Annotated in this window: 25 protein-coding genes and 1 pseudogene; 15 read left to right on the forward strand and 11 right to left on the reverse strand. The window is 60.0% G+C overall.

What is annotated here, in order from left to right:
- Window positions 1–50: 50 nt before the first annotated feature.
- The 3 genes from BS630_RS31315 to BS630_RS31325 all read left to right on the forward strand — a co-directional run bounded on the left by BS630_RS31315 (window position 51) and on the right by BS630_RS31325 (window position 3,712).
- Entirely contained in the window at window positions 51–1,079 is a 1,029-nt protein-coding gene (locus tag BS630_RS31315) for a sugar phosphate isomerase/epimerase family protein (RefSeq protein ID WP_183594509.1), read from the forward strand.
- A gap of 114 nt (window positions 1,080–1,193) precedes the next feature.
- Window positions 1,194–2,018 (forward strand): MBL fold metallo-hydrolase, encoded by an 825-nt coding sequence (locus BS630_RS31320; protein ID WP_077980537.1) that lies wholly within the window; start codon window positions 1,194–1,196, stop codon window positions 2,016–2,018.
- Between the two features lie 38 nt (window positions 2,019–2,056).
- Complete coding sequence (locus BS630_RS31325) at window positions 2,057–3,712, forward strand: alpha-keto acid decarboxylase family protein (RefSeq protein WP_077980538.1); 1,656 nt, start codon at window positions 2,057–2,059, stop codon at window positions 3,710–3,712.
- A 93-nt stretch (window positions 3,713–3,805) separates the two neighbouring features.
- On the opposite strand, the pseudogene BS630_RS38320 reads toward BS630_RS31325, so the two are convergent.
- From BS630_RS38320 to BS630_RS31370, 9 genes and pseudogenes are all read right to left on the reverse strand, one after another.
- A pseudogene (locus tag BS630_RS38320) lies at window positions 3,806–4,041 on the reverse strand (FAD-dependent oxidoreductase); the annotation flags it as partial.
- A 23-nt stretch (window positions 4,042–4,064) separates the two neighbouring features.
- The gene (locus tag BS630_RS31335) at window positions 4,065–5,099 is read right to left on the reverse strand and encodes an L-idonate 5-dehydrogenase (RefSeq protein WP_077980539.1); all 1,035 of its coding nucleotides are present in this window, start codon (window positions 5,097–5,099) and stop codon (window positions 4,065–4,067) included.
- Between the two features lie 9 nt (window positions 5,100–5,108).
- On the reverse strand, window positions 5,109–6,515 hold the full coding sequence (locus tag BS630_RS31340; protein WP_077980540.1) for a TRAP transporter large permease: 1,407 nt from the start codon (window positions 6,513–6,515) through the stop codon (window positions 5,109–5,111).
- Window positions 6,516–6,519: 4 nt separating this feature from the next.
- Window positions 6,520–7,092, reverse strand: coding sequence for a TRAP transporter small permease (locus BS630_RS31345; protein WP_077980541.1), 573 nt, complete (start codon window positions 7,090–7,092; stop codon window positions 6,520–6,522).
- Window positions 7,093–7,209: 117 nt separating this feature from the next.
- Complete coding sequence (locus tag BS630_RS31350) at window positions 7,210–8,184, reverse strand: sialic acid TRAP transporter substrate-binding protein SiaP (RefSeq protein WP_077980542.1); 975 nt, start codon at window positions 8,182–8,184, stop codon at window positions 7,210–7,212.
- Between the two features lie 23 nt (window positions 8,185–8,207).
- Window positions 8,208–8,966: a FadR/GntR family transcriptional regulator gene (locus tag BS630_RS31355; RefSeq protein WP_077980543.1), complete on the reverse strand. Its 759-nt coding sequence runs from the start codon at window positions 8,964–8,966 to the stop codon at window positions 8,208–8,210.
- A 308-nt stretch (window positions 8,967–9,274) separates the two neighbouring features.
- On the reverse strand, window positions 9,275–10,246 hold the full coding sequence (locus tag BS630_RS31360) for an alpha/beta hydrolase (RefSeq protein WP_245310582.1): 972 nt from the start codon (window positions 10,244–10,246) through the stop codon (window positions 9,275–9,277).
- On the reverse strand, window positions 10,243–10,740 hold the full coding sequence (locus BS630_RS31365; protein WP_077980544.1) for a DUF4142 domain-containing protein: 498 nt from the start codon (window positions 10,738–10,740) through the stop codon (window positions 10,243–10,245). The genes BS630_RS31360 and BS630_RS31365 overlap by 4 nt, the downstream gene beginning before the upstream one ends.
- Window positions 10,741–10,803: 63 nt before the next feature.
- Entirely contained in the window at window positions 10,804–11,628 is an 825-nt protein-coding gene (locus tag BS630_RS31370) for a manganese catalase family protein (protein WP_077980545.1), read from the reverse strand.
- A 196-nt stretch (window positions 11,629–11,824) separates the two neighbouring features.
- On the opposite strand from BS630_RS31370, the gene BS630_RS31375 reads away from it, so the two are divergent.
- Both BS630_RS31375 and BS630_RS31380 read left to right on the forward strand, forming a co-directional pair.
- Window positions 11,825–12,337, forward strand: a complete 513-nt coding sequence (locus BS630_RS31375) for a ferritin-like domain-containing protein (protein ID WP_077980546.1) — start codon at window positions 11,825–11,827, stop codon at window positions 12,335–12,337.
- Window positions 12,338–12,344: 7 nt separating this feature from the next.
- Entirely contained in the window at window positions 12,345–13,226 is an 882-nt protein-coding gene (locus tag BS630_RS31380) for an MBL fold metallo-hydrolase (RefSeq protein WP_077980547.1), read from the forward strand.
- Between the two features lie 165 nt (window positions 13,227–13,391).
- Here BS630_RS31380 and BS630_RS31385 read toward each other — a convergent pair whose 3' ends face one another.
- Window positions 13,392–13,706, reverse strand: a complete 315-nt coding sequence (locus BS630_RS31385) for a hypothetical protein (RefSeq protein ID WP_077980548.1) — start codon at window positions 13,704–13,706, stop codon at window positions 13,392–13,394.
- Window positions 13,707–13,879: 173 nt separating this feature from the next.
- Complete coding sequence (locus tag BS630_RS31390; protein ID WP_077980549.1) at window positions 13,880–14,584, reverse strand: transcriptional regulator NanR; 705 nt, start codon at window positions 14,582–14,584, stop codon at window positions 13,880–13,882.
- 177 nt (window positions 14,585–14,761) lie between these two features.
- Between BS630_RS31390 and oiaX the strand changes: the two genes are divergently transcribed.
- From oiaX to BS630_RS31440, 10 genes are all read left to right on the forward strand, one after another.
- Window positions 14,762–16,018: a 3-oxo-isoapionate-4-phosphate decarboxylase OiaX gene (oiaX, locus tag BS630_RS31395; RefSeq protein ID WP_077980550.1), complete on the forward strand. Its 1,257-nt coding sequence runs from the start codon at window positions 14,762–14,764 to the stop codon at window positions 16,016–16,018.
- Between the two features lie 5 nt (window positions 16,019–16,023).
- Window positions 16,024–17,361: a four-carbon acid sugar kinase family protein gene (locus BS630_RS31400; RefSeq protein WP_077980751.1), complete on the forward strand. Its 1,338-nt coding sequence runs from the start codon at window positions 16,024–16,026 to the stop codon at window positions 17,359–17,361.
- Between the two features lie 120 nt (window positions 17,362–17,481).
- A complete protein-coding gene (locus BS630_RS31405; RefSeq protein ID WP_077980551.1) occupies window positions 17,482–18,309 on the forward strand; it encodes a phosphogluconate dehydrogenase C-terminal domain-containing protein in 828 nt (275 codons plus the stop codon).
- Window positions 18,310–18,385: 76 nt separating this feature from the next.
- Window positions 18,386–19,327 carry a D-ribose ABC transporter substrate-binding protein gene (locus tag BS630_RS31410; protein WP_077980552.1) on the forward strand — a complete coding sequence of 314 codons (942 nt, stop codon included), beginning with the start codon at window positions 18,386–18,388 and terminating at the stop codon, window positions 19,325–19,327.
- A gap of 73 nt (window positions 19,328–19,400) precedes the next feature.
- Window positions 19,401–20,045 (forward strand): DUF2291 family protein, encoded by a 645-nt coding sequence (locus BS630_RS31415; RefSeq protein ID WP_077980553.1) that lies wholly within the window; start codon window positions 19,401–19,403, stop codon window positions 20,043–20,045.
- Window positions 20,042–21,592 (forward strand): sugar ABC transporter ATP-binding protein, encoded by a 1,551-nt coding sequence (locus BS630_RS31420; RefSeq protein ID WP_077980554.1) that lies wholly within the window; start codon window positions 20,042–20,044, stop codon window positions 21,590–21,592. Before BS630_RS31415 ends, BS630_RS31420 begins: the two co-directional genes overlap by 4 nt.
- On the forward strand, window positions 21,589–22,653 hold the full coding sequence (locus tag BS630_RS31425) for an ABC transporter permease (RefSeq protein ID WP_025396967.1): 1,065 nt from the start codon (window positions 21,589–21,591) through the stop codon (window positions 22,651–22,653). The genes BS630_RS31420 and BS630_RS31425 overlap by 4 nt, the downstream gene beginning before the upstream one ends.
- A 1-nt stretch (window position 22,654) precedes the next feature.
- On the forward strand, window positions 22,655–23,689 hold the full coding sequence (locus BS630_RS31430) for a Gfo/Idh/MocA family protein (RefSeq protein WP_077980555.1): 1,035 nt from the start codon (window positions 22,655–22,657) through the stop codon (window positions 23,687–23,689).
- Complete coding sequence (gene apnL, locus BS630_RS31435) at window positions 23,686–25,548, forward strand: D-apionate lactonase (RefSeq protein ID WP_077980556.1); 1,863 nt, start codon at window positions 23,686–23,688, stop codon at window positions 25,546–25,548. The genes BS630_RS31430 and apnL overlap by 4 nt, the downstream gene beginning before the upstream one ends.
- A 55-nt stretch (window positions 25,549–25,603) precedes the next feature.
- Entirely contained in the window at window positions 25,604–26,608 is a 1,005-nt protein-coding gene (locus BS630_RS31440) for a dihydroxyacetone kinase subunit DhaK (RefSeq protein WP_077980557.1), read from the forward strand.
- The last annotated feature ends 3 nt before the right edge of the window (window positions 26,609–26,611 follow it).

A 26,611-nucleotide genomic window follows, 5' to 3' on the forward strand; every position in this document is an offset into this window, starting at 1 on the left:
GCGAGACATCATCCTGAACCACGCATTACCGGATAGCGACAGCTGGAGCGATGAAGATGGAAGAGGCACGCAGGCGAGATATATATTTCAGCTTCTTTATGTTTACAGCCGACTTGAGGCCGAATGACGCGGGCTATACACAGGTTCTCGTCAGACATCTGAAAGCTCTGACCGAGATTGGCTACACGGGCTTCGATGTGCATATCGCCCCGGGACCGGCCCATGTCGGTCATCATGCTGAGGTCGAAAGCTACATCAGCCTCAGACGAGCCTTCGATCAGGCCGGCTTCCGGGATGTGAAGTTCACAACCAATGTGGGGACCACACGAACCTTCGATCCGACCTCGCCCTACGAGGAACAGCGAAAGCAGGCTCTGTCCTATCTCAAATCCCGCGTCGACATCACCTCGGTGCTGGGCGGGGAGAATACGATCATGTCAGGGCCGTTCCTCTACCCCTATGGCATCTTTCCGCTGACGGATGACGGTGAAGGGATATGGAGCGACGCGCTTCAGGATTGGATGAAGCCGCGCTACGCGGCGGCGGCCTCCATCTTCCGAGAATTGGCGCAATATTCCGCCGAGAAGCGGGTGAAGCTCGCCATCGAACCCGTCAAGAATTGGGAAACGCCCGGGCCGACAATGGTCTCGGAAGTGCTGAATTTTCTCGAAAGCGCCGACATTCCGGTCTCTGGCGTCACGATCGATACAGCCCAGGTCGTGATGGAAAGCCAGGGGCCGGCAATCTTCAGGAAAAATGTCGCCCGGGCCGCACAGCAAAGCCGGCTGAATTACGTTCATATCTCAGCGCCGGACCGGGGCGCTGTTAGAGATAGCTGGATTCCCTGGGAGATTATGCTGGACGAAATCGAGCCGGTCTATTCCGGCCCTTATCTCGTCGAAGTCTTCAACGCTATTCCCCCCTTCGAGAGCTCGATGCGAATGACGCGCAGACGCTTCTGGCGGCCCGGCGAGGACGCGCCGGAGGCGGGCGTCGACAGCGCGTACGACGTTGCGCGCGCAGCCCTGAGGACATTGGAGGAAAAGATCGCGTCCCACGGCCGACGATCTCATCCGTGATGGCGCTCCGGCGCGCATGTTGGAAACAGCCCGGGAATGCTGGGGAACCATATCTCCGCCATCCCCAGGTGAACGTCAAACCTCAGCAAACGACCTTCAAACAGGGAGATACCGATGGTGACGCAATTGCCGGAGCCCATTAAAATCGTCAGGCGAGCAGGCGATGTCCGTATTCATACTTTCATTTCAGCTTTCACGGATGACAATATCGCCAATGCAACGCACATCATCGAAAGCAGGAACAAGCTTGTTCTTGTCGATGGGCAATTCCTCGTTCCCTATGCGCTGCAATTCAGGGCATATGCCGACAGTATCGGCAAGGAGATCGACCGGATTTACCTGTCGCACAGGCACCCCGACCATTGGTTCGGCCTGGGAGCCGCATTCAGCGACATTCCGATTCATGCATTGTCGGAAACGAAGGAGTTCCTGAGGCAGCATGGGCAGGATTCCCTGAATGACCATTGGAAACTTGGCAACCTCGCTCCGACGAGCTTGGTAATTCCCGAAAAAACCGTCCGTGCCGGCCACGAGATCATCGACGGAGTCAAATACGTATTTGATGAAGTCGTTGATACGGAGATCGATTTTCTCCTCACCATAGGTCTTCCGGATGTGGGCGTTTTTATTGCGCAAGACCTGATCTACAGCGGAACGCACCTTTATCTGACGAAATACATGGAGCATTGGATCGGGATTTTGCAGGGCATGCTGCTGTCCGACTATGAGCTGTTCCTTCCCGGTCATGGCTTTCCGGCTGACAAAAACGAGGTTGCCAAAAATATAGAGTATTTGTCCGTCGCCATGGAGGCCGCCGGCAACGGCCTCACCAATGATGCTTTCAAGCGCTTCCTGCTGGAAAGATTTCCCGAACGAAAATGCCCCGGAATATTCGACATATACATACCGCGCTTATTCGATAACGCGAGCGAGTTCTAATATTCGTCAATTCTCGTTAGCAGGGGAGCCGCTGGAACATGGGCGATACATACACGGTTGGACAATATCTGGTCGACAGACTTCGCGAACTGGGCCTGGCACACCTGTTTTCCGTAGCGGGCGATTATTCGATCGAATGGGTGAACAGCTATGTCGAGAAAAGCGATATTCAGGTCATCGAAGAGGTGAATGAACTGAACGCCGGTTATGCAGCCGACGGCTATGCGAGGCTGAAAGGAATTGGTGCGCTGTGCGTCACCTATTCCGCAGGCTCGCTTTGCGCAACAAATGCGATCGCCGGATCTTACGTCGAGAAAGTGCCGGTCGTTCTGATCAACGGTGCGCCGAGCATCCAGAAAACACTCACATTCGAACAAACTGGCTACAGTTCGCATCACTTCATCAGCGGACGGGAAACGGATCTTCAGGTGTTCGAATACATAACGGCCGCTGCGGTCCGCATCGACAGCCCTCATCTTGCGCCAATGCTCATAGATTACGCGCTGACACAGTGCATCACGGAAAGACGTCCTGTCTATATCGAGTTGCTGGAGGATATGGTCGACCTGCAATGCACGCGCCCGTCGAATGCATTAAAAGCGGCGCCTGACATATCCGACGAGGACAGTCTCAATCAGTCGATCGCGCAGATCAGCGAAAGATTGCAGAATGTCACCAAACCCCTGATCTGGATCGGCGTCGAGATCGACCGGTTTGGCCTGCACGACCAGGCAGAGCGGCTCATTCGGGACCTCAAAATCCCCTACGTGACCGAGCTTTTGAGCAAGGCCATCCTGTCGGAAGACGATGTCCAATTTGCCGGGGTGTTTGACGGCAAATTATCGTCACCTTATGTCCAGTCTTTGGTCAAAGACTCCGACTTCGTATTGGCGCTGGGCGTCTGGTTGACTGATATCAATGATTTGGGTTGGCCTATTGATCTCGATAAAACCGCATTCGCCTCCTGGGATACCGTGAAATACGGCACGATCTTCAACGCACAGGTGTCGCTGGCGGATCTCGTCAACGGCTTGATCGACAAAAGGCTGACATGCAAAGCCCAAACTCTTCCAGCGAAAACGGCCAGGCAAGCGCCGGTCGCGGTGCCGGCAGGCGAAATTACCTATCAGGGCTTCTACGATTTCATTCAGCAGCAGATCGACGGAAATACCATTGTCGGTGCCGACGCCAGTTTGAATTATTTCGGCAGCCTGCTTCTTGAAGTGAGGGCTCGCCGCGGTTTCATCGTCCAATCATCCTATTCGGCTATCGGTTATATCGGTCCGGCCGCGACCGGGGTTTCGTTGGCAAAGCAAGATAACCAGAGGCTGCTGGTCTTTGCCGGGGATGGCGGGTTTCAGATGACCGCTCAATGCCTCTCGACACAAACCCGTTTCAATCTCAACCCGATCATCTTCGTGATGGACAACGGCATCTATGGCGTGGAGCAATGGCTTGCCGATGCATCGGTTTTCCACGGCAACAAGCCGTTCTACAATTCATGCATCCTGCACCGATGGAATTACAGCAAGTTGGCAGAGGTCTTTGGCTGCCAAGGCTGGAAAGTGGATACCTATGGCGAACTGCAGGACGCCATAAACGGCGCCAAAGAAAACCTGAACAGTCCGTCCATCATCCAGGTCGTCGTGCCTCAGCGGTCGATCCCCGACAATGCGAACTGGAAAGCAAACTAGAATAGCCGATGCCGCAGAAATTCTGGGGCTTCAGTCCTTGCTGGAGCGCTACCCAACACCGCAAGCATTGGCGCTGTCTGAGCACGGATTGCCCCCGCTGAAATCGTCTAATGAGACCTCGTGCGGTAGGTCGATGATGAAGCCCGAATTCGCGCCCGCCGGCCCTCGCCGACGCTGCCCACTTCAAGGACGGCGATCTGCGCGGCCCGGTCCAGGCGCGAGATGTGCCGGGCCGCGGAGAGGCCGGCGAAACCACCGCCGATGATCGCGACGTCGGCAATGACCGGTCCGGTCAACGCAGGCCGTGGCGTGCGCGGCCCGCCGAGCACAGGTGTGAGTTCCGGGACGCGCTTTAAAAGGTGAGTTGTACCTTGCAGGCGGCCGCACGATCGCTGGCGAGCGTGAAGGCTGCGGTGGCTTCTGCGAGCGGCAAGCAGTGACTGATGATCGGCCGCACGTCGATCTTGCGGCTGGAGATCAGTTCGACCGCAGTACCGAACTCCTCGTGGAAGCGCTGCGTTCCGTGGAGTTGAAGTTCCTTGCCGACGATCGCGTTGAGAGGGATCGGCACGTCTCCCGTGACGCCAACCTGCACGATTGTCCCACGCGGCCTGATAGCAGCAATCGCGCCGCGGATGGCCGGAGCGGCGGCCGAGCATTCGAAGACGAGATCGAAATAGCCCTTGCCCGCCTCGTATTCCGCAAGCGCCTGGGCATTTTTGGAAACATTGATCGTGCGGCTGGCGCCCATCGCGTTGGCCCGGTCCAGCGCCGCATCCGCAAGATCGGTCACCACGATCTCGCTTGCGCCATGATAGGAGACGACGGCAACCATCAAGGCGCCGATCGGGCCGGCACCGGTGACCAGCACCCGTTTGCCTGTAATCTCTCCCGCGCGCGATGCCGCGTGCAGGCAGACGGAGAGCGGCTCGCTGCAGGCCGCTTCCGCGGCAGTTGTCGCAGCTCCGACCGCAAAGCATTGCTTCGCCGGCACCACCAGCCATTCCCGGAACATGCCCTGCTCATGCGGCAGGCGCATCGCACTGCCCATGAAGCGCATTTCCAGGCAGTGGATCGGCATGTTTTTCTCACAATATTCGCAATGCCCGCAGGGTTGGCTTGGATTGACCGCCACCAGCGTCCCGGCCTTCAGGTCGACCCCCTCGCCCGTCTGGCTCACAGTCCCCGAGGCCTCATGGCCGGGTATGATCGGTTCACGAACACGGACCGGCCCGAAACCGCCGTCCTGATAATAATGCAGGTCGGAGCCGCAAATCCCTGCGGCCGCCATTTTGAGAAGCACCTCGCCGGGACCGGGTGCCGCAACCGCGGCGGTCTCGATCCTGAGATCGCCCTTTTCGTAAAGCCGTGCCACACGTGTCCGCATCTTGCGCTCCTATCTCAGCAGCCCGAGTTGCTGCGGCAGCCACAGCGATACGGCGGGCACGAAGGTGATCAGGATCAACGCCAGGAAGAGCGGCACCAGCCAGGGCAGGATCGCCATGGTCGTGCGTTCGACGGAGAGTTTCGCCACCCTCGACAAGACGAAAAGCACCATGCCGAGCGGCGGGTGCAACAGGCCGATCATCAGGTTCAGCGTCATGATGAGGCCGAACTGAACCGGATCGATCCCGAATTTCAGGACGATCGGCAGAAGGATCGGCACGAGGATGGTAATGGCGGCGATCGTATCCAGGAAGCAGCCGACGAAGAGCATCAGGAGGTTCACCAGGATGAGGAAAACCCATTTATTGTCGGTGATCGACAGGATCGCATCGGAGAGCAGCTGTGCCGCCTGGCTCACCGTCAGCAGCCATGCGAAGACCGATGCCGCGGTGACGATAAAGAGAACGGATGCCGTCGACTCGATCGTATCGAAACTTGCCTTGGCGAGCGTCGAGGGCGTCATCGTGCGGTAACGCACCAGACCGAGGAACAGAGACCAGAGGACGGCTGCGACGGCCGCCTCCGTCGGCGTGAACCAGCCCATCGTCATGCCGCCGATGAGGATGACGGGCGTCATCAGCGCCATGACGGCGGAGAAGCGGAAATACCAGTCGAGGGCAAGAAGGACGAGAAGAGCAATGCCCGCTGCGGCATTCACTGACACACCGGCACGTATCATCAGATAGATGGCCAGCGGCACCGCCAGAACGACGACGATTTCCATCCCGGCCGACAGCAGCTGCCTCACATCGAACGGCGCGTCCGAGCCCCAGCGCTTCTTATAGGCGAAGGCGGCGACAGTGACCATCATCAGCAGCGTCATGACGATGCCGGGCAGGATGCCCGCCATGAAAAGAGCGCCGATCGAGACGTTCGCCATCATGCCGTAGATCACGAAAGGCAGGGACGGCGGGAAGATCGGGCCGAGCGTGGCAGACGCCGCCGTCACGCCGACCGCCGCCTCGACCGGATAGCCGTGATCCTTCATCGCCTTGATCTCGATCGTACCGATACCCGCCGCATCGGCGAGCGCCGTGCCGGACATGCCGGAGAAGATGACGGAACCGATAATGTTGACCTGCGCCAGACCGCCCTTCATCCAGCCGACGAGAGCCACCGCAAAGGAGTAGATGCGGCCGGTGACACCGGCCGAGTTCATCAGGTTGCCGGCGAGGATGAAGAACGGCACTGCAAGCAGCGGGAAGCTTTCGACGCCGGCGATCATGCGCTGGGCGACGATGATGTCGGGAGCGACACCGTAAAGGACGATGTAAAGCACCGATGCGACGGCCATCGAGATGGCAACGGGCACCCCGACCAGCATCAGCACCAGAAACGAGCCAAGAAGCAGCAGCATCAGATCAACCCTCGATCGTCTGGAATTCTTCGGGGCGCTCCAGAACGGAGTAGCCGCGGCGGATATTGGCGATGAAGACGACAATCGCACGGATCAGCATCAGCACGAAGGCGACGAGAACGGCGTAGAAGACGATATTGCGCGGCAGGTCGATGGTCACCATCTGCTCTTCCGCCACGATGTCGACATAGCGCCACATCAGATGGCAGCCATAGGCGAAGAAGCCGATCCGGACGATATCGACGAAGGTTGCAAGCACACGCGCAAGACCTGCGGGCATATAGTGATAGAACACATCGACCTGGATATGCCGGGATGTGCGCACGCACATGACGGAACCGAGAAAGACGACGCCGATCAGGCAGTTGATGGCGATCTCTTCGGTCCAGGCGTAGCTGTCGTTCAGCACATAGCGCGTGAAAAACTGCAGGAAGACGCAACCCGCCATCAGCCAGAAGACGATCAGCGTGATCCAGTCCTCGATGGCATAGTCCGAAACGTTTGCGGTCGGCGCATGCCCCTCGAACTCGTGGCCGATTTCTTCAGCGGTGATTTGCGTATGAATTTCTTGCGACATGATCGATCCTGTCCGGTTCGGAATGAAGGAGCGCAGCGCCTGCAGCAGCCAAAGTGCGACAGCGTGCTTTGCGCGTCCGAAAGACGCGCGGCGCCTTACGGCGCCGCGCCACGGAGTTTACTGGATCGCGCGGATTGCTTCCCAATCGGCCTTCTCGTAGCCGAAATCCTCGAAGTTGACCTTTTCCATCACGGTCTTCTCGAAGTCGGCCTTGTCGACCTCGGTGACATTCAGGCCTTTTTCCTTAAAGGTCGCAATCAGGCTGTTTTCCTTGCCAGCGATCGTCTTGCTTGTGCGCTCGGCCGCCTCCTGCATGACCTCGCCGAAGATCTTCTTGTCCTCATCGGAAAGACTCGCCCACCGTGTCTTCGAGACCACGGTGTTGAGGTGATCGACGATGTGACCGGTGAGGATGATGTTCTTCTGAACTTCGTAGAACTTCTTCGCCTCGATTGTCGTCAGCGGGTTTTCCTGCGCCTCGACCGTGCCGTTCTGCAAGGCGAGATAGACCTCGGCAAAGGCGATCGGCGTCGTGTTGGCGCCGCAGGCGCGCGGCATGGCGAGATAGGCGGGAACGTCAGGCACGCGGATCTTCAGGCCCTGCATATCGGCGCATTTGGCGATCGGCTTGTTTGATGTCGTATGGCGCGTGCCGTAATAGCTGACGGCGGTGATGTGGTTGCCGGTCTTGTCTTCATAGCCTTTCGCAAGGCGCTTGAAGACATCGCTCTTGGTGTAGGCGATCAGATGATCGGGACCGCGGAAGATATAGGGAAAGTAGGTCACGCCGATCGGCTTGTAGTCGCGGGCCGCAAAGCTCGATCCCGAGATGATCATGTCGACCGTCCCGAGCTTGAGGCCCTGGTTGATGTCTGCTTCCTTGCCGAGCTGCGATGCCGGATAGACCTCGATCTTGTAGCGCCCGTCGGTGCGCTTGTTGATCTCTTCCGCAGCCCATACGGAATCCGTATGGAAGGGCTCGGACGTTTCATAGACATGCGCCCATTTCAGCACTGTCTGAGCTTGCACAATCGCGGTGCTCGCCATGATCGCGGCTGCGGTGCAAAGTATGGTTGCCAGTCTGCTCTTCATTGCTCTCTCCTCCTGAGCTTGGGTTAAGTCTTGATCTTTCCTTTCGACGGCCGCTCGTTGCGGCCGCGCTCCTCTTCCCCCGAAAACTCCTCCCCGAAGCTCTCGGAAAACCTCTTCTGCGACATGGTCAGATGCGCGCGCATAGCAGCCTTGGCGCCGCCTGCATCGCCGGCTGCGATCGCATCGCGGATAGCCCGATGCTCGTCCAATGCCCTGCGCCAGGTCGTCGGCCCCTCGAAGTGGCTGGCAAGCCTTGCAAAATATGGGGTCATGCGCATGTCGAACATCTCGCCCGTCACCCGGATCAATGTTGCATTTCCGACGATGGCAGCAATTCCGGTGTGGAAAGCGCGATCGGCGTCAAGCACTGCGATTGCATCGTTGACGACGCCACTCATGCGCGTCAGAGCTTCATCGAGCAGGGCGATATCGTCCGGTTTGGCGCGACCGGCAGCTTCTTCGGCGATGGCGCATTCGATGAGGGCGCGCGCCTGCAGCAGCTCGAAAGGCCCCTCGACAGGCTCCCGTTCGGCGCCTGCGACGACAGCGGCATTCTGGCGTATCACATAGATCCCGGATCCCATGCGGATGTTGACAAGACCTTCGACCTCCAGGACGATCAGCGCCTCACGGACGGTCGGGCGTGAAACCGACAGTTGCTCCGCCAGGTCTCGCTCGGCCGGCAGCCGTTGACCAACAGCAAGCTCGCCGCTTGCTATCATCAAGCGGATCTGATCTGCGACCTGCCGATAAAGGCGGCGTGATTCAACAGGCGAAAACATGATGGCCTCCCCGGCGGACTTCTCCTCAAGCCCCGCAGCTGGTCAACTGGCCTGACCAATTAATCTAGAGGTATCATTCCGCGGGTGGTGCGTCAATGCGCCGCGCAACAAACAAGCGGGCAGGGTTTAACGGGCCGTGTCCAACATCTCGTCCGCCATCTCGACGGAGAGATCAATGCCAGCGCAGACGAAGCCGGCTGCTATCTCGTCTCCGGACGAAACATGTTTGTGATACCGGGGTCGGATTTTTCGCAGCCCGGTGGGCTGCCGCGATTGGCCGCCTAACCCGCCCGGGGAGATCCAAATTGTTATTGGTCAAGGCGGCGGGAGATCCACGCTCTGACAAGGCCATTTGCCTTTGCCGCCAACTTCGTTGGAAATCGATTAAAGCCATGCGGCGCCTCCGGAAAAACGACACAGTCGGCGTTGCCGTTTTGCTGTTGCCAGTGGAGGCTCATTGACAGGCTGTCATCGATGATCGGATCGAGTGCTCCAGCGATGAACAAAGCGGGTGGAAGGCTGGACAGATCGGCAAACCGGGGGCCGCGAGCTTGACGTCCGGAAAGGCTCGGCGTCAAACGCTGAAGGTTTCGAAGTGCCGATGGTCCATCGATGACAAGGCTTCTTCCCGTTGACTGTCGCAGACTTTCCGAGCCCGTCAGATCAAAGCCGCCGCACATGGAAATGAACCCCGCGACGGATTCCGCCTTGCCGCGTTGGCGCAGATGAAGCAGCGCCTCTGCCGCAAGATGCGCGCCTGACGACTCTCCACCGAGGATGATGCGCTTGACCTGGAGTTCGGGGAGATGGTCGACGAGCCAATCGACTGCCGTCCTGCAGTCGTGCACAGTGACGTCGAGACGATCATCGATGGCATTATGAAAATCGACGGCGGCCACCAGTGTCTGGCAACGCCTTGCGATCGGGCGGGTAATGCCGTCGTCGAGACGGGCATTACCCATCACCCAGGCACCACCATGGAAATGGACATAGAGACCATGGCGAATCCCCTTCGGAACGATCAACCTCAAGCCGATCTCCCTGCCGTTGGCAGCGACGACGCGCCTGACGGCTTCGCCGCGGCGTATCGGTCCGTCGGGCACGAGCGACTGCGCCGCCTTAGTCATTGTTTGAACGCATCTGGCGTTCCAGCGCCGGTCGACATGATAGCGGGGAAGAAGGCCGAGGAAGGCATTGAGCTTTCGGGCGCCGCTTAGTTCCTGCGTGGTGAAGGACAGTGTCCCGTCGCCTGCTTCGTCCCCGATCGTCGCTCCTCTCACTTTGAGGTCAGCCCTTCTATCCTCGTCAGATGCATTCTCAGATCGGGCAAAATCTTCTGCGAGGCGCGCTTCAATGCCCCGTCCGGGCCATTTTTCGAATAATCTGAAAAGAGCGCCACGGCCTCCTGATGCGCGGTCACTTGCGTCGAAAGATAGGCTTGGTCCAGGTTTTCTCGATCGCTTTGCTGCAGCGCTTCGAGCTTCTTCTTGTGCTCGTCATCGAGGCCAGCGGGCAGTTGAACGCCATCTTCCTTGGCGGCGTCCGCCAGAATCGGGCCGGCTCGCCCATGATCTTTCAACATGTCGCCTGCAAACTGCTTTGCATCTTCGGCCGCGCCCTTGGAGACTTCAATCTCGGCTGCTTTCAGCTCAAACATGTTTGACATGGCGGCGCGGGTGGCGAAATCCACGGCCTTTTGACGGGCAGCGTCATCGGCAGCAAAGGCGGGCGCTGCAACGAACAAAAGAATGTAAAGATTGAACGTGAGCTTCATCATTGTTCTCCAAATGCGCAGGGCGAAGGCGAGCGACGACTGGTCGCCCGCCCACTTGCCGGCTCAACTCTGCTCGGCTTGTGCGCCGCTATCAGGCTTTGCCGGCCCAAGAACGGGCTTCTGTCCCATGGGCTGCGGCACCATTGTCTTGAAGCTTCCCTTGCCGTCGATCGACTTGCCGTCCGACCATCGTCCCGGAACCGGCTCGCTGCCATCCTGCTGAAACCCGAGATAGGCGTAGCTGAATTCCTGCAACTCCTGCTCCTGAGGGAAGCCGTTGGGGATCGGGAAGACCTTCGATGGCCCGCCAAGCTCCTCTAGTGCCGCCATCCACTGGTTCTGGTGCATGGTGTCTCGGGCGATGAGGTAGGAAAGCATCTCCTTCATCCCGCGATCATTGGTGAGATTGAACAACCGCGTCGCCAACACGCGACCGGTGGATTCCGCCGCGACATTCGCGGTCATATCGGCTGCGATATTGCCGCTGGCATAGATGTGCGACATGTCGAACGGGACGCCATCCGAATCGACGGGCATCGCCGAAAGACCGGCCGAAAGAAGGTTCTTCATATTCAGTCCACCGAGAACCGCGCTTGCCACGGGGTCACCCGCAACTTGTTCCTTGACCGAGACAGGCGCGCCTTCGAGGTTTAACGCCACCGCGGTCGCCAGCATCTCGATATGCCCGAGTTCTTCCGCCGCGGTGTTCATCAACAGGTCGCGAAACTTCGGGTTGCCGCGGGCGCCGCAGGCTTGAAAGAAATATTGCATGGCGACCCTGATCTCGCCCTCGACCCCGCCGATCGCCTGTTGCAGCGCGCGGGCGAAGTGGGGATCGGGGCTTTCGACCCGAACCGGGAACTGCAGCTTTCCGTCCGTGTAAAACATCGATTTCTCCTTCTTGAGGGTTGCTCGCCACGTTCGGCGAGTGGACCTGACATCCAGAAGCGGCCCCAACAAGAAATGTGAGAGACGGTTCCCGCCTCTTGGAAATATCCTGGAATTGAAGCTGTTTTCCGGGCTGAGGTCGCGGAACCAGGGCGGTTGATCGCAGTTAGGCATCAACCAACAAGGAGGACCTAAAATGCCAGGAACCGACATTAGGGACATCTTCGTCGCCGGTTTGAAAAATGCCCATGCGATGGAAAACCAAGCGCTTAGCATCATGAAACCGCAGCTCAAACGTATAGAGAATTACCCGGAGGTTGCCCAACGGCTCGACGCGCATATCCGGGAAACCGACGGGCAGATCGTCCGTCTGGAGGAAATCCTTGACAGTCTGAACGAGGACAATTCGACGCTGAAAGATATGGCGCTGTCGTTCACAGGATCCATGGCAGCCCTCGGCCATACCGTTGCAGGCGACGAAATTCTGAAGAATTCCTTTGCCAATTTCGCCTTCGAAAATTACGAGGCGGCAGCTTACAAGTCGCTGCTGGTGGTCGCCGAGGCAGGGGGATATGGCGCCGCCGTCACTGGCCTTCAGGCGAATCTGACCGAGGAGCTGGCGATGGCCGAATGGCTCAATGACAATCTGGCCGCGGTCACGGCAAAGTTTCTCTCGCTGCGACAGGTGGGCGAGACGGCGAAGGTCTAGGTCCGGCATGGTCAATCAACTTCCTTTGTCCGAGACGGACCTTGCCCCGACGCAGAAATCGGCGGATGGAACAAACGTTATCGCCGCCGATCTCGCCTATCGCACCATGTCGATCGTCAACGTCGTCTTCTATGGCGATCCGATGGGACCGGAGCCATGGGTCCTGATCGATACAGGACTTTCGACCTCGGCCGACAAGATCAAGGCTTGTGCGTCCCTGCGCTTCGGCGACGCGCGACCTGCCGCGATCGTGATGACCCATGCGCATTTCGATCACGCCGGTTCGGTCGAAAGTCTCGCCAGCTTTTGGGAGGTGCCGGTCTTTGCGCATCCGCTGGAAAGGCCATACCTGGAAGGACAGGCGTCCTATCCTCCCGCCGATCCCATGGCGGGCGGAGGTGCGATGACGTTGCTTTCACCGCTTTACCCGCGCTCGCCGGTCGACGTCCGCCCGTGGCTCAAAATCTTGCCCCCCGACCAAACGGTCCCGGGAATGCCGCGATGGAAATGGATCCACACGCCCGGCCATTCGCCAGGCCATATATCGCTGTGGCGCGAAAGCGACCGCACGCTGATTTCAGGCGATGCCATTATCACGACAGGACAGGAATCGGCATATGAGGCGATCGTGCAGACCCCGGAAATGCACGGGCCGCCCCGGTATTTCACGCCCGACTGGGAAGAGGCGGAAAAATCCGTGGCATTTCTCGCTTCGCTGGAGCCGGAGCTTATCATCAGCGGACACGGCCTACCGGTAAAAGGCCAAAATGCCAGGGACAAGCTGCATCGTCTAGCCAAGTCGTTCCGCGACATTGCCGTGCCAAAAGGCGGTCGTTACGATCTTGACCCGGCAAAGCCCGGCAAATCCGGTAACGACGCCTTTCGCTGAAACTGTCGGATACTTTATCGGCAAAACGAAAACGATCGCATCAGACCGAAACGCCAAGGGCTGGGTCCTGTAACATACAGGATCCAGCCCTTGAATCTTCTCGGTCGATAAACCGTCCCAATTACGGGGTCAGCCCATCCGGCGAGGTTTGCGTGAAGAGGTCGATCAATTGTTGTGGGCTGCGCAGGCTTCGTCCATCGGGGTGGCGTTGCTCGTGCCGCCCTGCGTCTGGAGATTGGCAGAGTTATTGACCGGATTGGGGCACTTGACCTTGTCCTTCGTGCCGCTGGTCGTGGAACCCGTCGTGGTGGTATCCGTTGCCATTGGCTTCTTGGCCTTCGTGTCTGTGCCTGCGCCGCCACCCTGGTCGGACTGGCTCTTATCAATGGTCGCACCTGCCGGCGCCGGATTCGATTGTGCGAAGGCGGATGTGGCCATGCCGATAGCCAAAAGTGACGCTGCTACGAGTTTCATACGCATTGTGATGTCCTCCTTGGGATCCTTGCATACTTGACCCACTCAGAACCTCATTCTTGGATCATTGTTCCGGCTGCAGCCGACAAAATGCACTGCCGCGCCCACAGCCATCGCGCAGTCAGGTTGAGGTCTGAAACAGCAAAAGGGACAGCTATGACGCGCAAGGGGAATGGCGACTACTTCGTGTAAAGCGCTCGCGACCGCTCGAGATGCTTGAGGAGCGCCGTTTCCGAGCCATCGACGTCGTTTGCTTCAAGGCGGTCGACGATCTCATCGTGTTCGGCGAGCGTGAATTTTTCCTTGCCGGTCCAGATCAGCATCTCGGTATGATATTCCTTCAGCCAGGCAAGCATCGCTTCGCTGACGGCGATGTAGATCGGGTTGCCGGATATCTGCGCGATGCGGGTGTGGAATTCCATGTCCGCGTCGATGAACTCTTCGGCCCGGCCAAGCGACATTCGCTGGCGCTCGATGATGTTCCTGAGATCGGCGATATCATTTGCAGAGGCACGCTGCGCGGCCTCCCGCGCCATGCCCCGCTCGAAGAAGATGCGGGCGCTCTTCAGATATTCCAGCGAGTCCGACGATTGCGACAGCATGATCTTGGCAGTGAGATCGACCTGGCGGAATATCGATTTCGCCGTCAGCCTGAGGACCTTCGCCCGCTCGCCATGCGAAATGCTGACAAGACCTTTATTGGCAAGGGACTGCATGGCCTCCCTGATCGCCGGCCGGCCGACGCCGAAGCGTTCCATCAGCACGCGCTCGGACGGCATTTCGTCGCCGGGCTGAAGCTCGCCCGAGGTGATCATTCGCTCAAGTCGATCAAACACTTCGTCAGAGAGTTTCCGGCGGACGATTTGTTCGAGGGGCTGGGTCATCACATCTCGCTGGCTCAAAATGTTTCCTCCTAACAGTTTCCGGGTCGAGAACAAAGCTGTCGGCGAAAATTTGCGGATCCGAAGATTCTACTTTTCATAATTTGGAATACTCATTATACCAGATCACGAGTTGACGCCACGGCAATATGCGTGGCGAGAGGAGCAACCGTCCGTTTCATGATGATTACCCTGACCTACCGCATCGAAACGCCCGGCAACGTCGAGGCGATGGCGGAAAAGATCGCGAGCGACCAGTCGACCGGAACCTTCGTTCCGGTCCCCGGCGAGACAGAAGAGCTGAAATCGCGCGTCGCCGCCCGTGTGCTGGCGATCCGCCCGCTCGAAGATGCGCGTCATCCGACTTGGCCCGAGGTCGCGCCCGGCACGCTGCTTCATCGCGCCGATGTCGACATCGCCTTTCCGCTGGACGCGATCGGGACAGACCTTTCGGCATTGATGACCATTGCGATCGGCGGCGTCTACTCCATCAAGGGCATGACCGGCATCCGCATCGTCGACATGACACTGCCCGAAGCCTTCAAAAGCGAGCATCCCGGACCGCAGTTCGGCATCCCCGGAAGCCGCCGCCTCACCGGCGTCGAAGGCCGGCCCATCATCGGAACGATCGTCAAGCCGGCACTTGGTCTCAGACCGCACGAAACGGCGGAACTCGTCGGCGAGCTGATCTCATCCGGCGTCGACTTCATCAAGGATGACGAGAAACTGATGAGCCCGGCCTATTCGCCGCTCAAGGACCGCGTTGCGGCGATCATGCCGCGCATTCTCGATCACGAGCAAAAGACCGGCAAGAAGGTTATGTATGCCTTCGGCATCTCGCATGCAGACCCAGACGAGATGATGCGTAACCACGACATCGTCGCCAAGGCCGGCGGCAATTGCGCCGTCGTCAACATCAACTCGATCGGCTTCGGCGGCATGAGCTTTCTGCGCAAGCGCTCCAATCTGGTGCTGCACGCGCATCGAAACGGTTGGGACGTGCTGACACGCGATCCGGGCGCCGGCATGGACTTCAGGGTCTACCAGCAGTTCTGGCGGCTGCTCGGGGTCGATCAGTTTCAGATCAACGGTATCAGGGTCAAATATTGGGAGCCGGACGACAGCTTCGTCTCATCCTTCAAGGCCGTTAGCACGCCGCTGTTTAATGCCTCCGATTGCCCGCTTCCGGTTGCCGGCTCGGGTCAGTGGGGAGGACAGGCGCCCGAGACCTATCAACGGACCGGCCGCACCGTCGATCTTCTTTATCTCTGCGGCGGCGGCATCGTCAGCCATCCCGGCGGCCCGGCGGCCGGCGTTCGGGCCGTGCAGCAGGCCTGGCAGGCAGCCGTCGCAGACATCCCGTTGGAGACCTACGCGAAAGATCATCCAGAGCTCGCCGCCTCGATTGCGAAATTCAGCGACGGCAAGGGCGCGTGACCGCGATGCATCAACCTCTCGTCAGCTATTACGGGGACGACTTCACCGGCTCCACCGATGTCATGGAGGCCTTAGCCTCGAACGGCGTGTCGACCGTGCTCTTCCTCGATATTCCGACGCCGGAACTGCTTGGACGCTTTCGGGATTGCCGCGCAATCGGCATTGCCGGGACAAGCCGCAGCGAGACCCCCGCCTGGATGCAAGAGCACCTTTCGTCCGCTTTCGAGTGGCTGAATTCGCTCGGTGCTGACATCTGCCACTACAAGGTCTGCTCGACCTTCGATTCCAGCCCCGACATCGGCAATATCGGCAAGGCGATCGAAATCGGCCGATCGGTTTTCGGGCAATCCGTCGTGCCCGTCATCGTCGGCGCGCCGCAATTGAAACGCTACACGGCATTCGGCAATCTCTTTGCCGCTTACCAGGGCCGGATCTTTCGCATCGACCGCCATCCCGTCATGAGCCGCCATCCGGTGACCCCGATGGACGAGGCGGACCTTGCGGTCCACCTGTCGAAACAGACCCGCCTTCCCGTCCTGGTCGCCGATCTCGTCGCCATCACCGCGACGGACGCCGATGCGCGTCTCGACGAGTTGGCGTCGGGTTCGGAAGGGATCCTGCTCATCGATGTCGACTCCGAGGCGACGCAGGAGGCCGCGGGCCGACAGCTGCTTCGTGTCACCGGCCGCTCGGGAAGTTTTGTCGCCGGCTCCTCCGGGGTTGAATATGCCATGCTCAGCGCTTGGCGGCGGAGCGGCTTCATCGCCAACGCCGGCGCCGAGTTTCCGGATGTCGGCCCGGTCGACCGCCTCGCCGTCGTGTCGGGCAGCGTATCGCCGACGACCGAGCGCCAGATCCGGACGGCTGTCGAGAACGGCTTCGAGAGCATCGCGCTCGATCCCCTTGCGCTGGTCTCGGAACATTGCGAAGCCGCGATGGATGCGGCGGTAGAGGCCGGCATCCAGAAGCTCAGGCAAGGCAAGAGCGTCATCCTGTATACCGCGCTTGGCCCGTCTGCGGACCGTGGCGCCGACATAGACAGGGTTCCGGGCGCTCGTCACCGGCTCGGGAGCGCGCTCGGCACGATGTTGCGCCGCCTGATCGAGAACGAAGCACTATCACGTGTGGTCGTCGCCGGCGGCGACACATCCAGTCACGCGCTCAGGCAGTTGAAGATCGACGCGCTGACGACGCTCCTTCCACTGCCTCAGACCCCAGGCTCTCCGCTTTGCCTTGCGCATGGCGATCATCAACCGACAAACGGCCTGCAGATCGCACTCAAAGGCGGCCAGGTCGGGACTGACGGTTATTTCACGCAGATCCGCGAGGGAAGGAAACACTGATGGTTTCCCTGATCCGGCTCGACCCAGAAAAACGTGTGGATCATATTATTTAAGTGATATGGTGATTGACTCATCATACCAGTATATGATCCTATCCAGAAACGGAAAAGGTGAGGAAACATGACTAAGATTGCCCTCTTCGGCGCAGGCGGGAAAATGGGATACCGGCTCGCCAAAAATCTCAAAGGCTCGCGTTTCGACGTCCGCCATGTCGAGGTGAGCGATGCAGGCAAGGCCCGTTTGAAGAATGATCTCGGTGTCGATTGCGTGCCCGTCGATGTCGGGCTTGACGGCGCCGACGTGGTGATCCTGGCCGTGCCGGACACGGCGATCGGCAAAGTCGCGGCAGGCATCGTCGATCAGCTCGCATCAGGTACCATGGTGATCGCGCTGGACGCTGCGGCTCCCTTTGCCGGCCACCTGCCGAAGCGCGATGATCTCACCTACTTCGTCACCCATCCCTGCCATCCGCCGATCTTCAACGACGAGACGGACATGCAGGCGAAAAAGGACCACTTCGGCGGCCTCTTCGCCAAGCAGCATATCGTCTCGGCACTGATGCAGGGTCCGGAAAGCGCCTACGCGCTCGGCGAGGAAATCGCCAAGCTGATCTGGGCCCCGGTCATGCGCTCGCACCGGGTCACGGTCGATCAGCTTGCCATGCTCGAACCGGGCTTGTCGGAAACCGTCTGCGCATCGCTGCTCGTCGTCATGCGACAGGCCATGGACGAATGCGTGGCACGCGGCGTTCCGGAACAGGCCGCCCGCGACTTCCTGCTCGGTCATATGAACGTGCTCGGCGCGGTCATCTTCAAGGAAGTCGACGGCGTATTCTCGGATGCCTGCAACAAGGCGATAGAGTTCGGCATCCCTGCTCTGATGCGCGACGACTGGAAAAAGGTATTCGAACCGCAGGAGATCGTCGAAAGCATCCGGCGCATCACCTGAACAGGCTTGGGGAGGGCAAACCCTCCCCTCAACCGCCCCAGGGAGAAGGGGCTTCATTCACAACAGGGAGGAAACAATGAAACTGACGCGCAGACTGACACTTGCAGCTTTTGCCGGAGCATTGGCGCTCGGAACAGCTCTTCCGGCCTTTGCGGCCGATCTCATCGCCATCATCACGCCGGCGCATGACAATCCTTTCTTCAAGGCCGAAGCCGTCGGCGCTGAAGCCAAGGCGAAGGAACTCGGCTACGAAACCCTCGTCATGACGCATGACGACGACGCCAACAAGCAGTCCGAAATGATCGACACGGCGATCGGGCGCGGCGCCAAAGCGATCATTCTCGACAATGCCGGAGCCGACGCCTCCGTCGCGGCCGTCAAAAAGGCAAAGGATGCAGGCATCCCGTCCTTCCTGATCGACCGCGAAATCAACGCCACCGGCGTTGCCGTCGCCCAGATCGTCTCGAACAACTACCAGGGCGCCCAGCTCGGGGCGCAGGAATTCGTCAAGCTGATGGGTGAGAAGGGCAATTACGTTGAGCTGGTGGGCAAAGAGTCCGACACCAATGCCGGCATCCGCTCGCAAGGCTATCATGACGTCATCGACGACTATCCGGACCTGAAGTCCGTCGCCAAGCAGTCTGCCAACTGGAGCCAGACGGAAGCCTATTCGAAGATGGAAACCATCCTCCAGGCAAATCCCGACATCAAGGGCGTGATTTCAGGCAACGACACCATGGCCATGGGTGCGATCGCTGCGCTGCAGGCGGCCGGCCGCAAGGACGTGATCGTCGTCGGCTTCGACGGTTCCAACGACGTGCGCGACTCCATCAAGTCGGGCGGCATCAAGGCAACGGTCCTGCAGCCCGCCTATGCGCAGGCTCAGTTGGCGGTGGAACAGGCCGACACCTACATCAAGAACAAGACGACGCCAAAGGAAGAGAAGCAGCTGATGGACTGCGTTCTCATCAACGCCGACAATGCCGACAAGCTCGAAACCTTCGCCCTGAAGAACTGATCAGCAGCGACTTGCGGAGGGCGCGCGGCTGCGCCCTCCGTAATGCATTTTGCAAGACGTCGAGGTTCAAAGCATGTTGAGAGTGAAGGGCGCCCTGCTCGCTGCCGTCGTGGCGGCAGCATTGCCCGGTTGCAAGATCATCAAGACGCCGACGGCCGAGGAGAAGGCTGCGGCAGCGGCCAAGACCGCCTTCGACCCGAATGCGAAGGTCGAGGCGATCTGGCAGTCCGAGGCAGTACCCTATTTCGAGAAGCGCGCCGGCGACCTGAAGGACGTCATGCAGCTTTCCGCTTCCAGTCCCGACGCCGCAGGCGAGAAATACGGTAATCCCCGCAAGCAGAGCAGCTCGCCATGGACCTATGCGGTGAAGATCACCGGCAAGGTCGTCGCGGCCGATACAGCCTCGCGCGCGGCAACGCTCGATGTCGACGCCGATGGCGACGGCAAGGCCGATGCGAAGTTGCAGATCGGGCCGGCGCTGCGCGGCACGGCGCTGCGCGACACGCTGGAATTCGTCAATTTCAACGAATTCAAGAACCAGATCGAGTGGGCGCAGTTCGGCAAAGCTTTCAACGAGAAGGCCAATACCACCTTTCTCTCCGCCATCCCGCGTGAGGACCTCGCCGGCAAGACGGTGACCGCGATCGGCGCCTTTCCGTTGCCGAGGAGCGGTGAGCTGCCGCTCATAACACCTTCGGAACTGAAGGTTGGCCCATGACCCAAGGAGAGGCACAAAAGGACGATGTTATCCTGCGCCTCGACGATGTGTCGAAGGTCTATTCGGGCATCGTCGCCGTCAAGCGCGCCAATCTCGAGCTTCGCCGCGGCGCAGTGAACGTCCTTGTCGGCGAAAACGGAGCAGGCAAGTCGACGCTGATGAAGATCATCGCCGGTGTCGAGCGTCCAACGCTCGGCCGCATCATCCTGGATGGCAAGCCCGTATCCTTCGACAGCCCTGCAGACGCGCAGGCGAATGGCATCGGCATGATCTTCCAGGAGCTCAATCTCTTCGCCAACATGTCGGTCGCCGAAAACATCTTCGCCAGGCGCGAAATCACCCGCGGCATCCTCGGCATCGATCACAAGGCACAGGTTCAAAAGGCCAATGCGTTTTTGAAACGTCTCGATGCCGGGATCGAGGCGGATACGATGGTCGAGGACCTGCCGATCGGCCAGCAGCAGCTCGTCGAGATCGCCAAGGCGATGTCGCTGGATGCCCGGATCCTGATCATGGACGAGCCGACGTCGGCTCTTTCGGCAGCCGAGGTCGAGATCCTGTTCAAGGTGATCGCGGAACTGAAGGCCCAGGGTGTGGCAATCGTCTATATCTCGCACCGGCTCGAAGAACTGATGCGGATCGGCGATTACATCACGGTGCTGCGTGACGGTCAGGTCACCGGTGAGGCAATGGTCCGCGACATCGACACACGCTGGATCGTGCGCTCGATGATCGGCTCGGATGCCAAGGACTTTGCAAAGTCCGTGGACCACGCCGTCGGAGCCGAGGTCTTTCGCGCCGAAAATATCAGCCTGCCGCGGCCGGCAGGCGGTCTTTCGGTCAACAATGTCTCCCTGTCGGTCAAGGCGGGCGAAATTCTCGGCATCTACGGCCTGATGGGTGCCGGGCGCAGTGAATTCTTCGAATGCGTGATCGGCCGTCACACACACTCGACCGGCAAGATCTTCATCGACGGCAAGCAGGTTCGCGCCCGCGACACCACCCGGCGCATCCGCCGCGGCCTTGCACTCATTCCGGAAGACCGGCAGCGGGAAGGCCTGGTCCAGGTGCTTTCCATCGCCTCCAACCTGACGCTGGCGAGCCTTGGGCGCTTCACCCGGCTCTTTCATATCAACAGGGGTGCTGAGAAGAGTGCCATTCGCGATGCAATCCGCGACCTCTCGATTAAGGCGCCGAACCCGGATTTCGAGGTGACCTCGATGTCAGGCGGCAACCAGCAGAAGGTCGTTATCGGTAAGGCCTTGATGACCAATCCGAAGGTGCTGCTGATGGACGAGCCGAGCCGCGGCATCGATGTCGGCGCCAAGGCCGATGTCTTCCGCACCATGCGGCGGCTGGCGGCAAATGGGCTCGCCATTTTATTTTCGACTTCCGACCTCGAAGAGGTCATGGCGCTTTCCGATCGCATCGCGGTCTTGAGCAACGGCCAGCTGGTCGCCGTCTTCGACCGCAACGAGGCCACGGAAGAAGCCATTATCGCGGCTTCGTCCAAGGGACACGGACATCAAGGGAAACTCGCGTCATGATGGCGGCTACATCAACCACTCTCGCGCCGAAGGGCGCCAACGGCTCCGTGCTTCTGACGCTGATGAAGCTCAGGACCTTCATCGCGCTGTTTGCCGTCATCATCTTCTTTGCGATCTTCGCCCCGAACTTCACCTCGACGGCGAACATGATCCTGATGTCGAAACATGTAGCGCTGAACGCCTTCCTGGCGATGGGCATGACCTTCGTCATCATCACAGGCGGCATCGATCTCTCGGTCGGATCGATCGTCGGGCTCTGCGGCATGGTCGCCGGCGGCTTGATCCTTTACGGCATCGAATTGCCGATCGGCTACACCATCTTTTTCAACCTCTTCGAGATCGTGCTGATCACCCTGTCGATCGGCCTGCTTATCGGTCTGATCAACGGTCTGCTGATCACCAAACTCAACGTCGCGCCCTTCATCGCCACACTCGGCACGCTCTATATCGCCCGCGGTCTGGCTTTGCTGTCGTCGGACGGGCAGACTTTTCCGAACCTTGTCGGCCGGCCTGAATATGCGACGACCGGCTTCGATTTCTTCGGCGCGGGACGCATTCTCGGTCTGCCGGTATCGATCTGGATCCTGATCGTGCTGGCGCTGCTGGCCGCCTATGTCGCCCGCTCGACGCCGATCGGCCGTCACATCTTCGCCGTCGGCGGAAATGAGCGGGCCGCGCGCATGTCCGGCATCCGGGTCGACGTCGTGAAGATCTTCGTCTACATGTTCTCCGGACTTTGCGCGGCAATCGTCGGGGTCGTCATCTCCTCGGAACTGATGGCAGCCCATCCGGCGACCGGCGAAAGCTTCGAGCTCAATGCGATTGCCGCAGCGGTGCTCGGCGGCACCTCAATGTCGGGCGGCCGCGGCACGATCGGCGGCACGATCATCGGCGCCTTCGTCATCGGCATCCTCTCCGACGGATTGGTGATGATGGGCGTCTCCTCCTTCTGGCAGATGGTCATCAAGGGCCTCGTCATTATCATCGCCGTCGTGGTCGACCAGGCGCAGCGCCGCCTGCAGCAGCGCGTCACCCTCATGCAGATGGCAAAGGCAGGTTGAGATGACGGAATTGAAGGGGGCTTTGATCGGCTGCGGTTTCTTTGCGATCAACCAGATGCATGCCTGGAATGACGTTCGGGGCGCTGACATTGTTGCGATCTGCGATCGCGATCCGGAGCGACTGAAGATCGTTGGCGATCAGTTCGGCATCGAGCGTCGATACAGTGATGCCGAGGCTTTGTTCGCCGATGGCGGTTTTGATTTCGTCGACATTGCCACAACGGTCGAGAGCCACCGCTTTCTCGTCGAAATGGCGGCTCGGAACAAGGTGCCGGCCATCTGCCAGAAGCCGTTCGCCAAGACCTTGTCAGACGCGACGGCGATGGTCGAGGCGTGTCGCAATGCCGGCATCCCGCTGATGGTGCACGAGAATTTTCGCTGGCAGACGCCGATCCAGGCTGTACGAACAGCCCTCGATTCGAATGCCATCGGCACGCCCTTCTGGGGCCGTTTCTCCTTCCGTTCGGCCTACGACGTCTTCTCCGGCCAGCCCTATCTTGCCGACGGCGAACGGTTCATCATCGAAGACCTCGGCATCCATACGCTCGACATCGCCCGCTATATCTTAGGCGACGTTCGCTCGCTCACGGCCCGCACCAAGCGGGTCAATCCGAGAATCAAGGGCGAGGATGTCGCGACCATTCTGCTCGATCACGAAAGCGGCGCCACGTCGGTCGTCGACGTCAGCTACGCCACCAGGCTCTCGAGGGAGCCGTTCCCCGAGACCTTGATCGAGCTCGACGGTGCGGAGGGCACGATCCGCCTGACCCAGGGTTACGGCCTCGAAATCACCAACGCCAAGGGCACCACCACCACCGACGTGTCGCCGAAGCTTTTGCCATGGGCCTCGCGGCCCTGGCACAATATCCAGGAGAGCGTCTACGCGATCCAGCAGCATTGGGTCGACCAGCTGGAGCGCGGCGCGGAGCATTCGACCTCCGGGGCGGACAATCTGAAGACCTTCGCCCTGGTCGAGGCAGCCTATGACAGCGCTGCCGGGGGACAGACAATCGATGTCGGAGCGATGCTGCGATGACGATCGATGCGTTCCAGCTCTACGGCACCCATATCGTCGATCCGCCACCGGTTCGCCTGAGAGCGGGAAAATTGGAAGCCGATCTCGCCAACGGCAACCTCCGCACGATCCGCTACGATGGAACCGAGGTGCTGAGGGGGATTTCCTATCTCGTTCGCGATCGGGACTGGGGCACCTACAGCCCCGAGATCGCCGATCTCAAGATCGAGCAGAGTGACGATCGTTTCGAGGTCACCTATCTCGCCCGTTGCGATGGACCGGATGATACCAAACTCATCATCGACGTTCGCATCGTCGGGAGTCCGGACCGGCTTGCCTTCGAGGCCGAAGCCATCGCCCCGACCGGATTCGAGACCAACCGTTGCGGCTTCTGCATCCTGCATCCGATCGTCGGCGTGGCGGGTTCACCGGCGACGGTCGAGCAGGTCGACGGGCAGATCGTGGCGACACGGTTTCCCGATGTCATCGAGCCGTGGCAGCCGTTCAAGGATATGCGGGCCATCACCCACGAGGTCATGCCTGGCGTTCGGGCGGAATGCCGGATGGAGGGCGACACCTTTGAAATGGAAGATCAAAGGAACTGGTCGGACGCATCCTATAAGACCTATGTCAGACCGCTCGCGCTTCCCTGGCCGTATGAGATTGTCGCCAATCGGCCCGTTCGGCAGAAAACGTCGCTTGTTATCAAGGATATCAGCCGTTCCGCGCAACGCCCTCCGGCCGCGACCTCGGGTGTCCCCATAAACCTCGAACTCGGGACGCGAACCGGCACCATGCCTGATATCGGCGTGATCATTACGCCCGAGGAGGCCGATGCGACGCTGTCGGCAAAGTCCGTCCTGTCGGAGGTCGCTCCCCGGGAACTCCTCTTCCATTTCGACCCGGGCGCCGGGCACGGAATCGACGCGCTCGCGCACTTCGCCGTACTCGCCGCGGCCCATCGCGGCCGCTCGACACTGGAGATCGCCCTCCCCTGCAAATCGTCGCCGTCAAGCGAGGCTGCCGAGATCGCCCGCCAGATGCAACTGGCGGGATTCAGACCGGATGCGATCATGATCTCGCCATCCGTCGACCGGCAATCGACGCCGCCCGGCAGCAAATGGCCGGAATGCCCGCCCCTGGATGAGGTCTATACAGCTGCCCGCGCCGCCTTTCCCGGCATTCGCATCGGTGGCGGCATGCTGAGCTATTTCACCGAACTCAACCGGAAGCGCGTCCCCGATGGACAGCTCGACTTCGTCAGCCACTGCACCAATCCGATCGTGCATGCCGCCGACGATCTCAGCGTCATGCAGACATTGGAAGCGCTGCCCTTCATCACGCGATCCGTTCGAGCGATCTATGGCGACAAGCCCTACCGGATCGGCCCGTCGACGATCCCGATGCGGCAAAACCCCTATGGCAGCCGCACGATGGACAATCCGGCGGGCGCACGCATTCCCATGGCCAATAGCGACCCACGCCACAATGGACGCTTCGCGGAGGCCTTCGGGTTCGGTTATGCGATACGGGTGCTGGATGCCGGTCTGGAATGCCTGACGCTCTCGGCCTTGTCAGGCCCGTTCGGTTTGATCGCCGGTCCGGCCGAACCGACCGAGCAAGGCGGGCGGCGCCCGTTGTTCAACACAGTGCACACATTGTCCCGATTGGCTGGCGCATCCTGGCAGGAATGCGTCTCCTCCTCGCCCTCCGAGGTCCTGTCTTTCGTTGCACGGGATGTCGCAGGCGCCAGGCTTCACGTCGTCAATCTGACGGGCGAGGAACGAATGGTCGATTGCGGCGCATGCCGGCCGGCAGATGCGGGCAAAGAGTTGCTGCTCGCGCCGTTTGCGACCGCAGCCCTCCCGCTGGCGGATTGACCTTCGGCGGTGCAATCGCATTTATGCAGGTGGAGCTCGCACTGGGAGGATCAGCATGAAGACGAAGAAGCTTATCAATGCCGGCGCAGATGCCGTCGATGAGATGCTGCAAGGCGTTCTGGCGGCGCATCCGCGCCATCTGTACGCCGTGGAGAACATGCCCCGCGCGATCATTGCCAGAAACGGGCCCCGCAAGGGCAAGGTCGGCTTGGTCATCGGCGGCGGATCGGGGCACGAACCGACATTTCTGGGGTTTGTCGGCAAGGGGCTGGCGGACGCGGCCGCAATCGGCAACGTGTTCGCGTCGCCGCCACCCGATCCGATCATCGCCTGCGCCATGGCGGTCGACGGCGGCGCCGGCGTGCTGTTCATGTATGGCAATTATGCCGGCGACGTGATGAACTTCGACATGGCTGCCGAAATGCTTGCGCTTGACGAGATCGAGGTACGCACCGTGCTCACCACGGATGACGTGGCATCCGCCCCTGCCGATCAGAAGGACAGGCGACGGGGCGTGGCGGGCAACGTCTTCATCTTCAAGGCCGCTGGCGCAGCCTGCGATCTTCTCTACTCGTTTGACGATGTCGAGCGTGTCGCCCGCCATGCCAATGCGCGAACCTATACGATGGGTGTCGCGCTTTCCCCATGTTCGCTGCCCCAGACCCTCCGGCCGAACTTCCTGATCGGCGAAGGGGAGATGGAGATCGGAATGGGAATCCATGGGGAGCCTGGCGTGGCGCGCGAGCCGCTGAGGCCGGCCGACGCGGTGACGGACGAACTCATCGACAGCATTCTTCGCGATATGAAAGCAGCCCGGGGCGATCGTGTCGCCGTGCTCGTCAATTCGCTGGGTTCGACCCCGATGATGGAACTCTACATTCTGATGCGGCGCGTGAAGTCCCGGCTCGACGATGCCGGGCTCATCCTCCATACATCGCTCGTAGGGAACTACTGCACCTCGCTCGAAATGGCCGGCGCGTCGATCACGGTCATGCATCTCGACGACGAGCTTCAGCAATTGATCGACTACCCCTGTGATTGCGCGATGTTTGCGAGGTAATCG

This window comes from Rhizobium laguerreae, assembly GCF_002008165.1.
Classification (GTDB): domain Bacteria; phylum Pseudomonadota; class Alphaproteobacteria; order Rhizobiales; family Rhizobiaceae; genus Rhizobium; species Rhizobium laguerreae.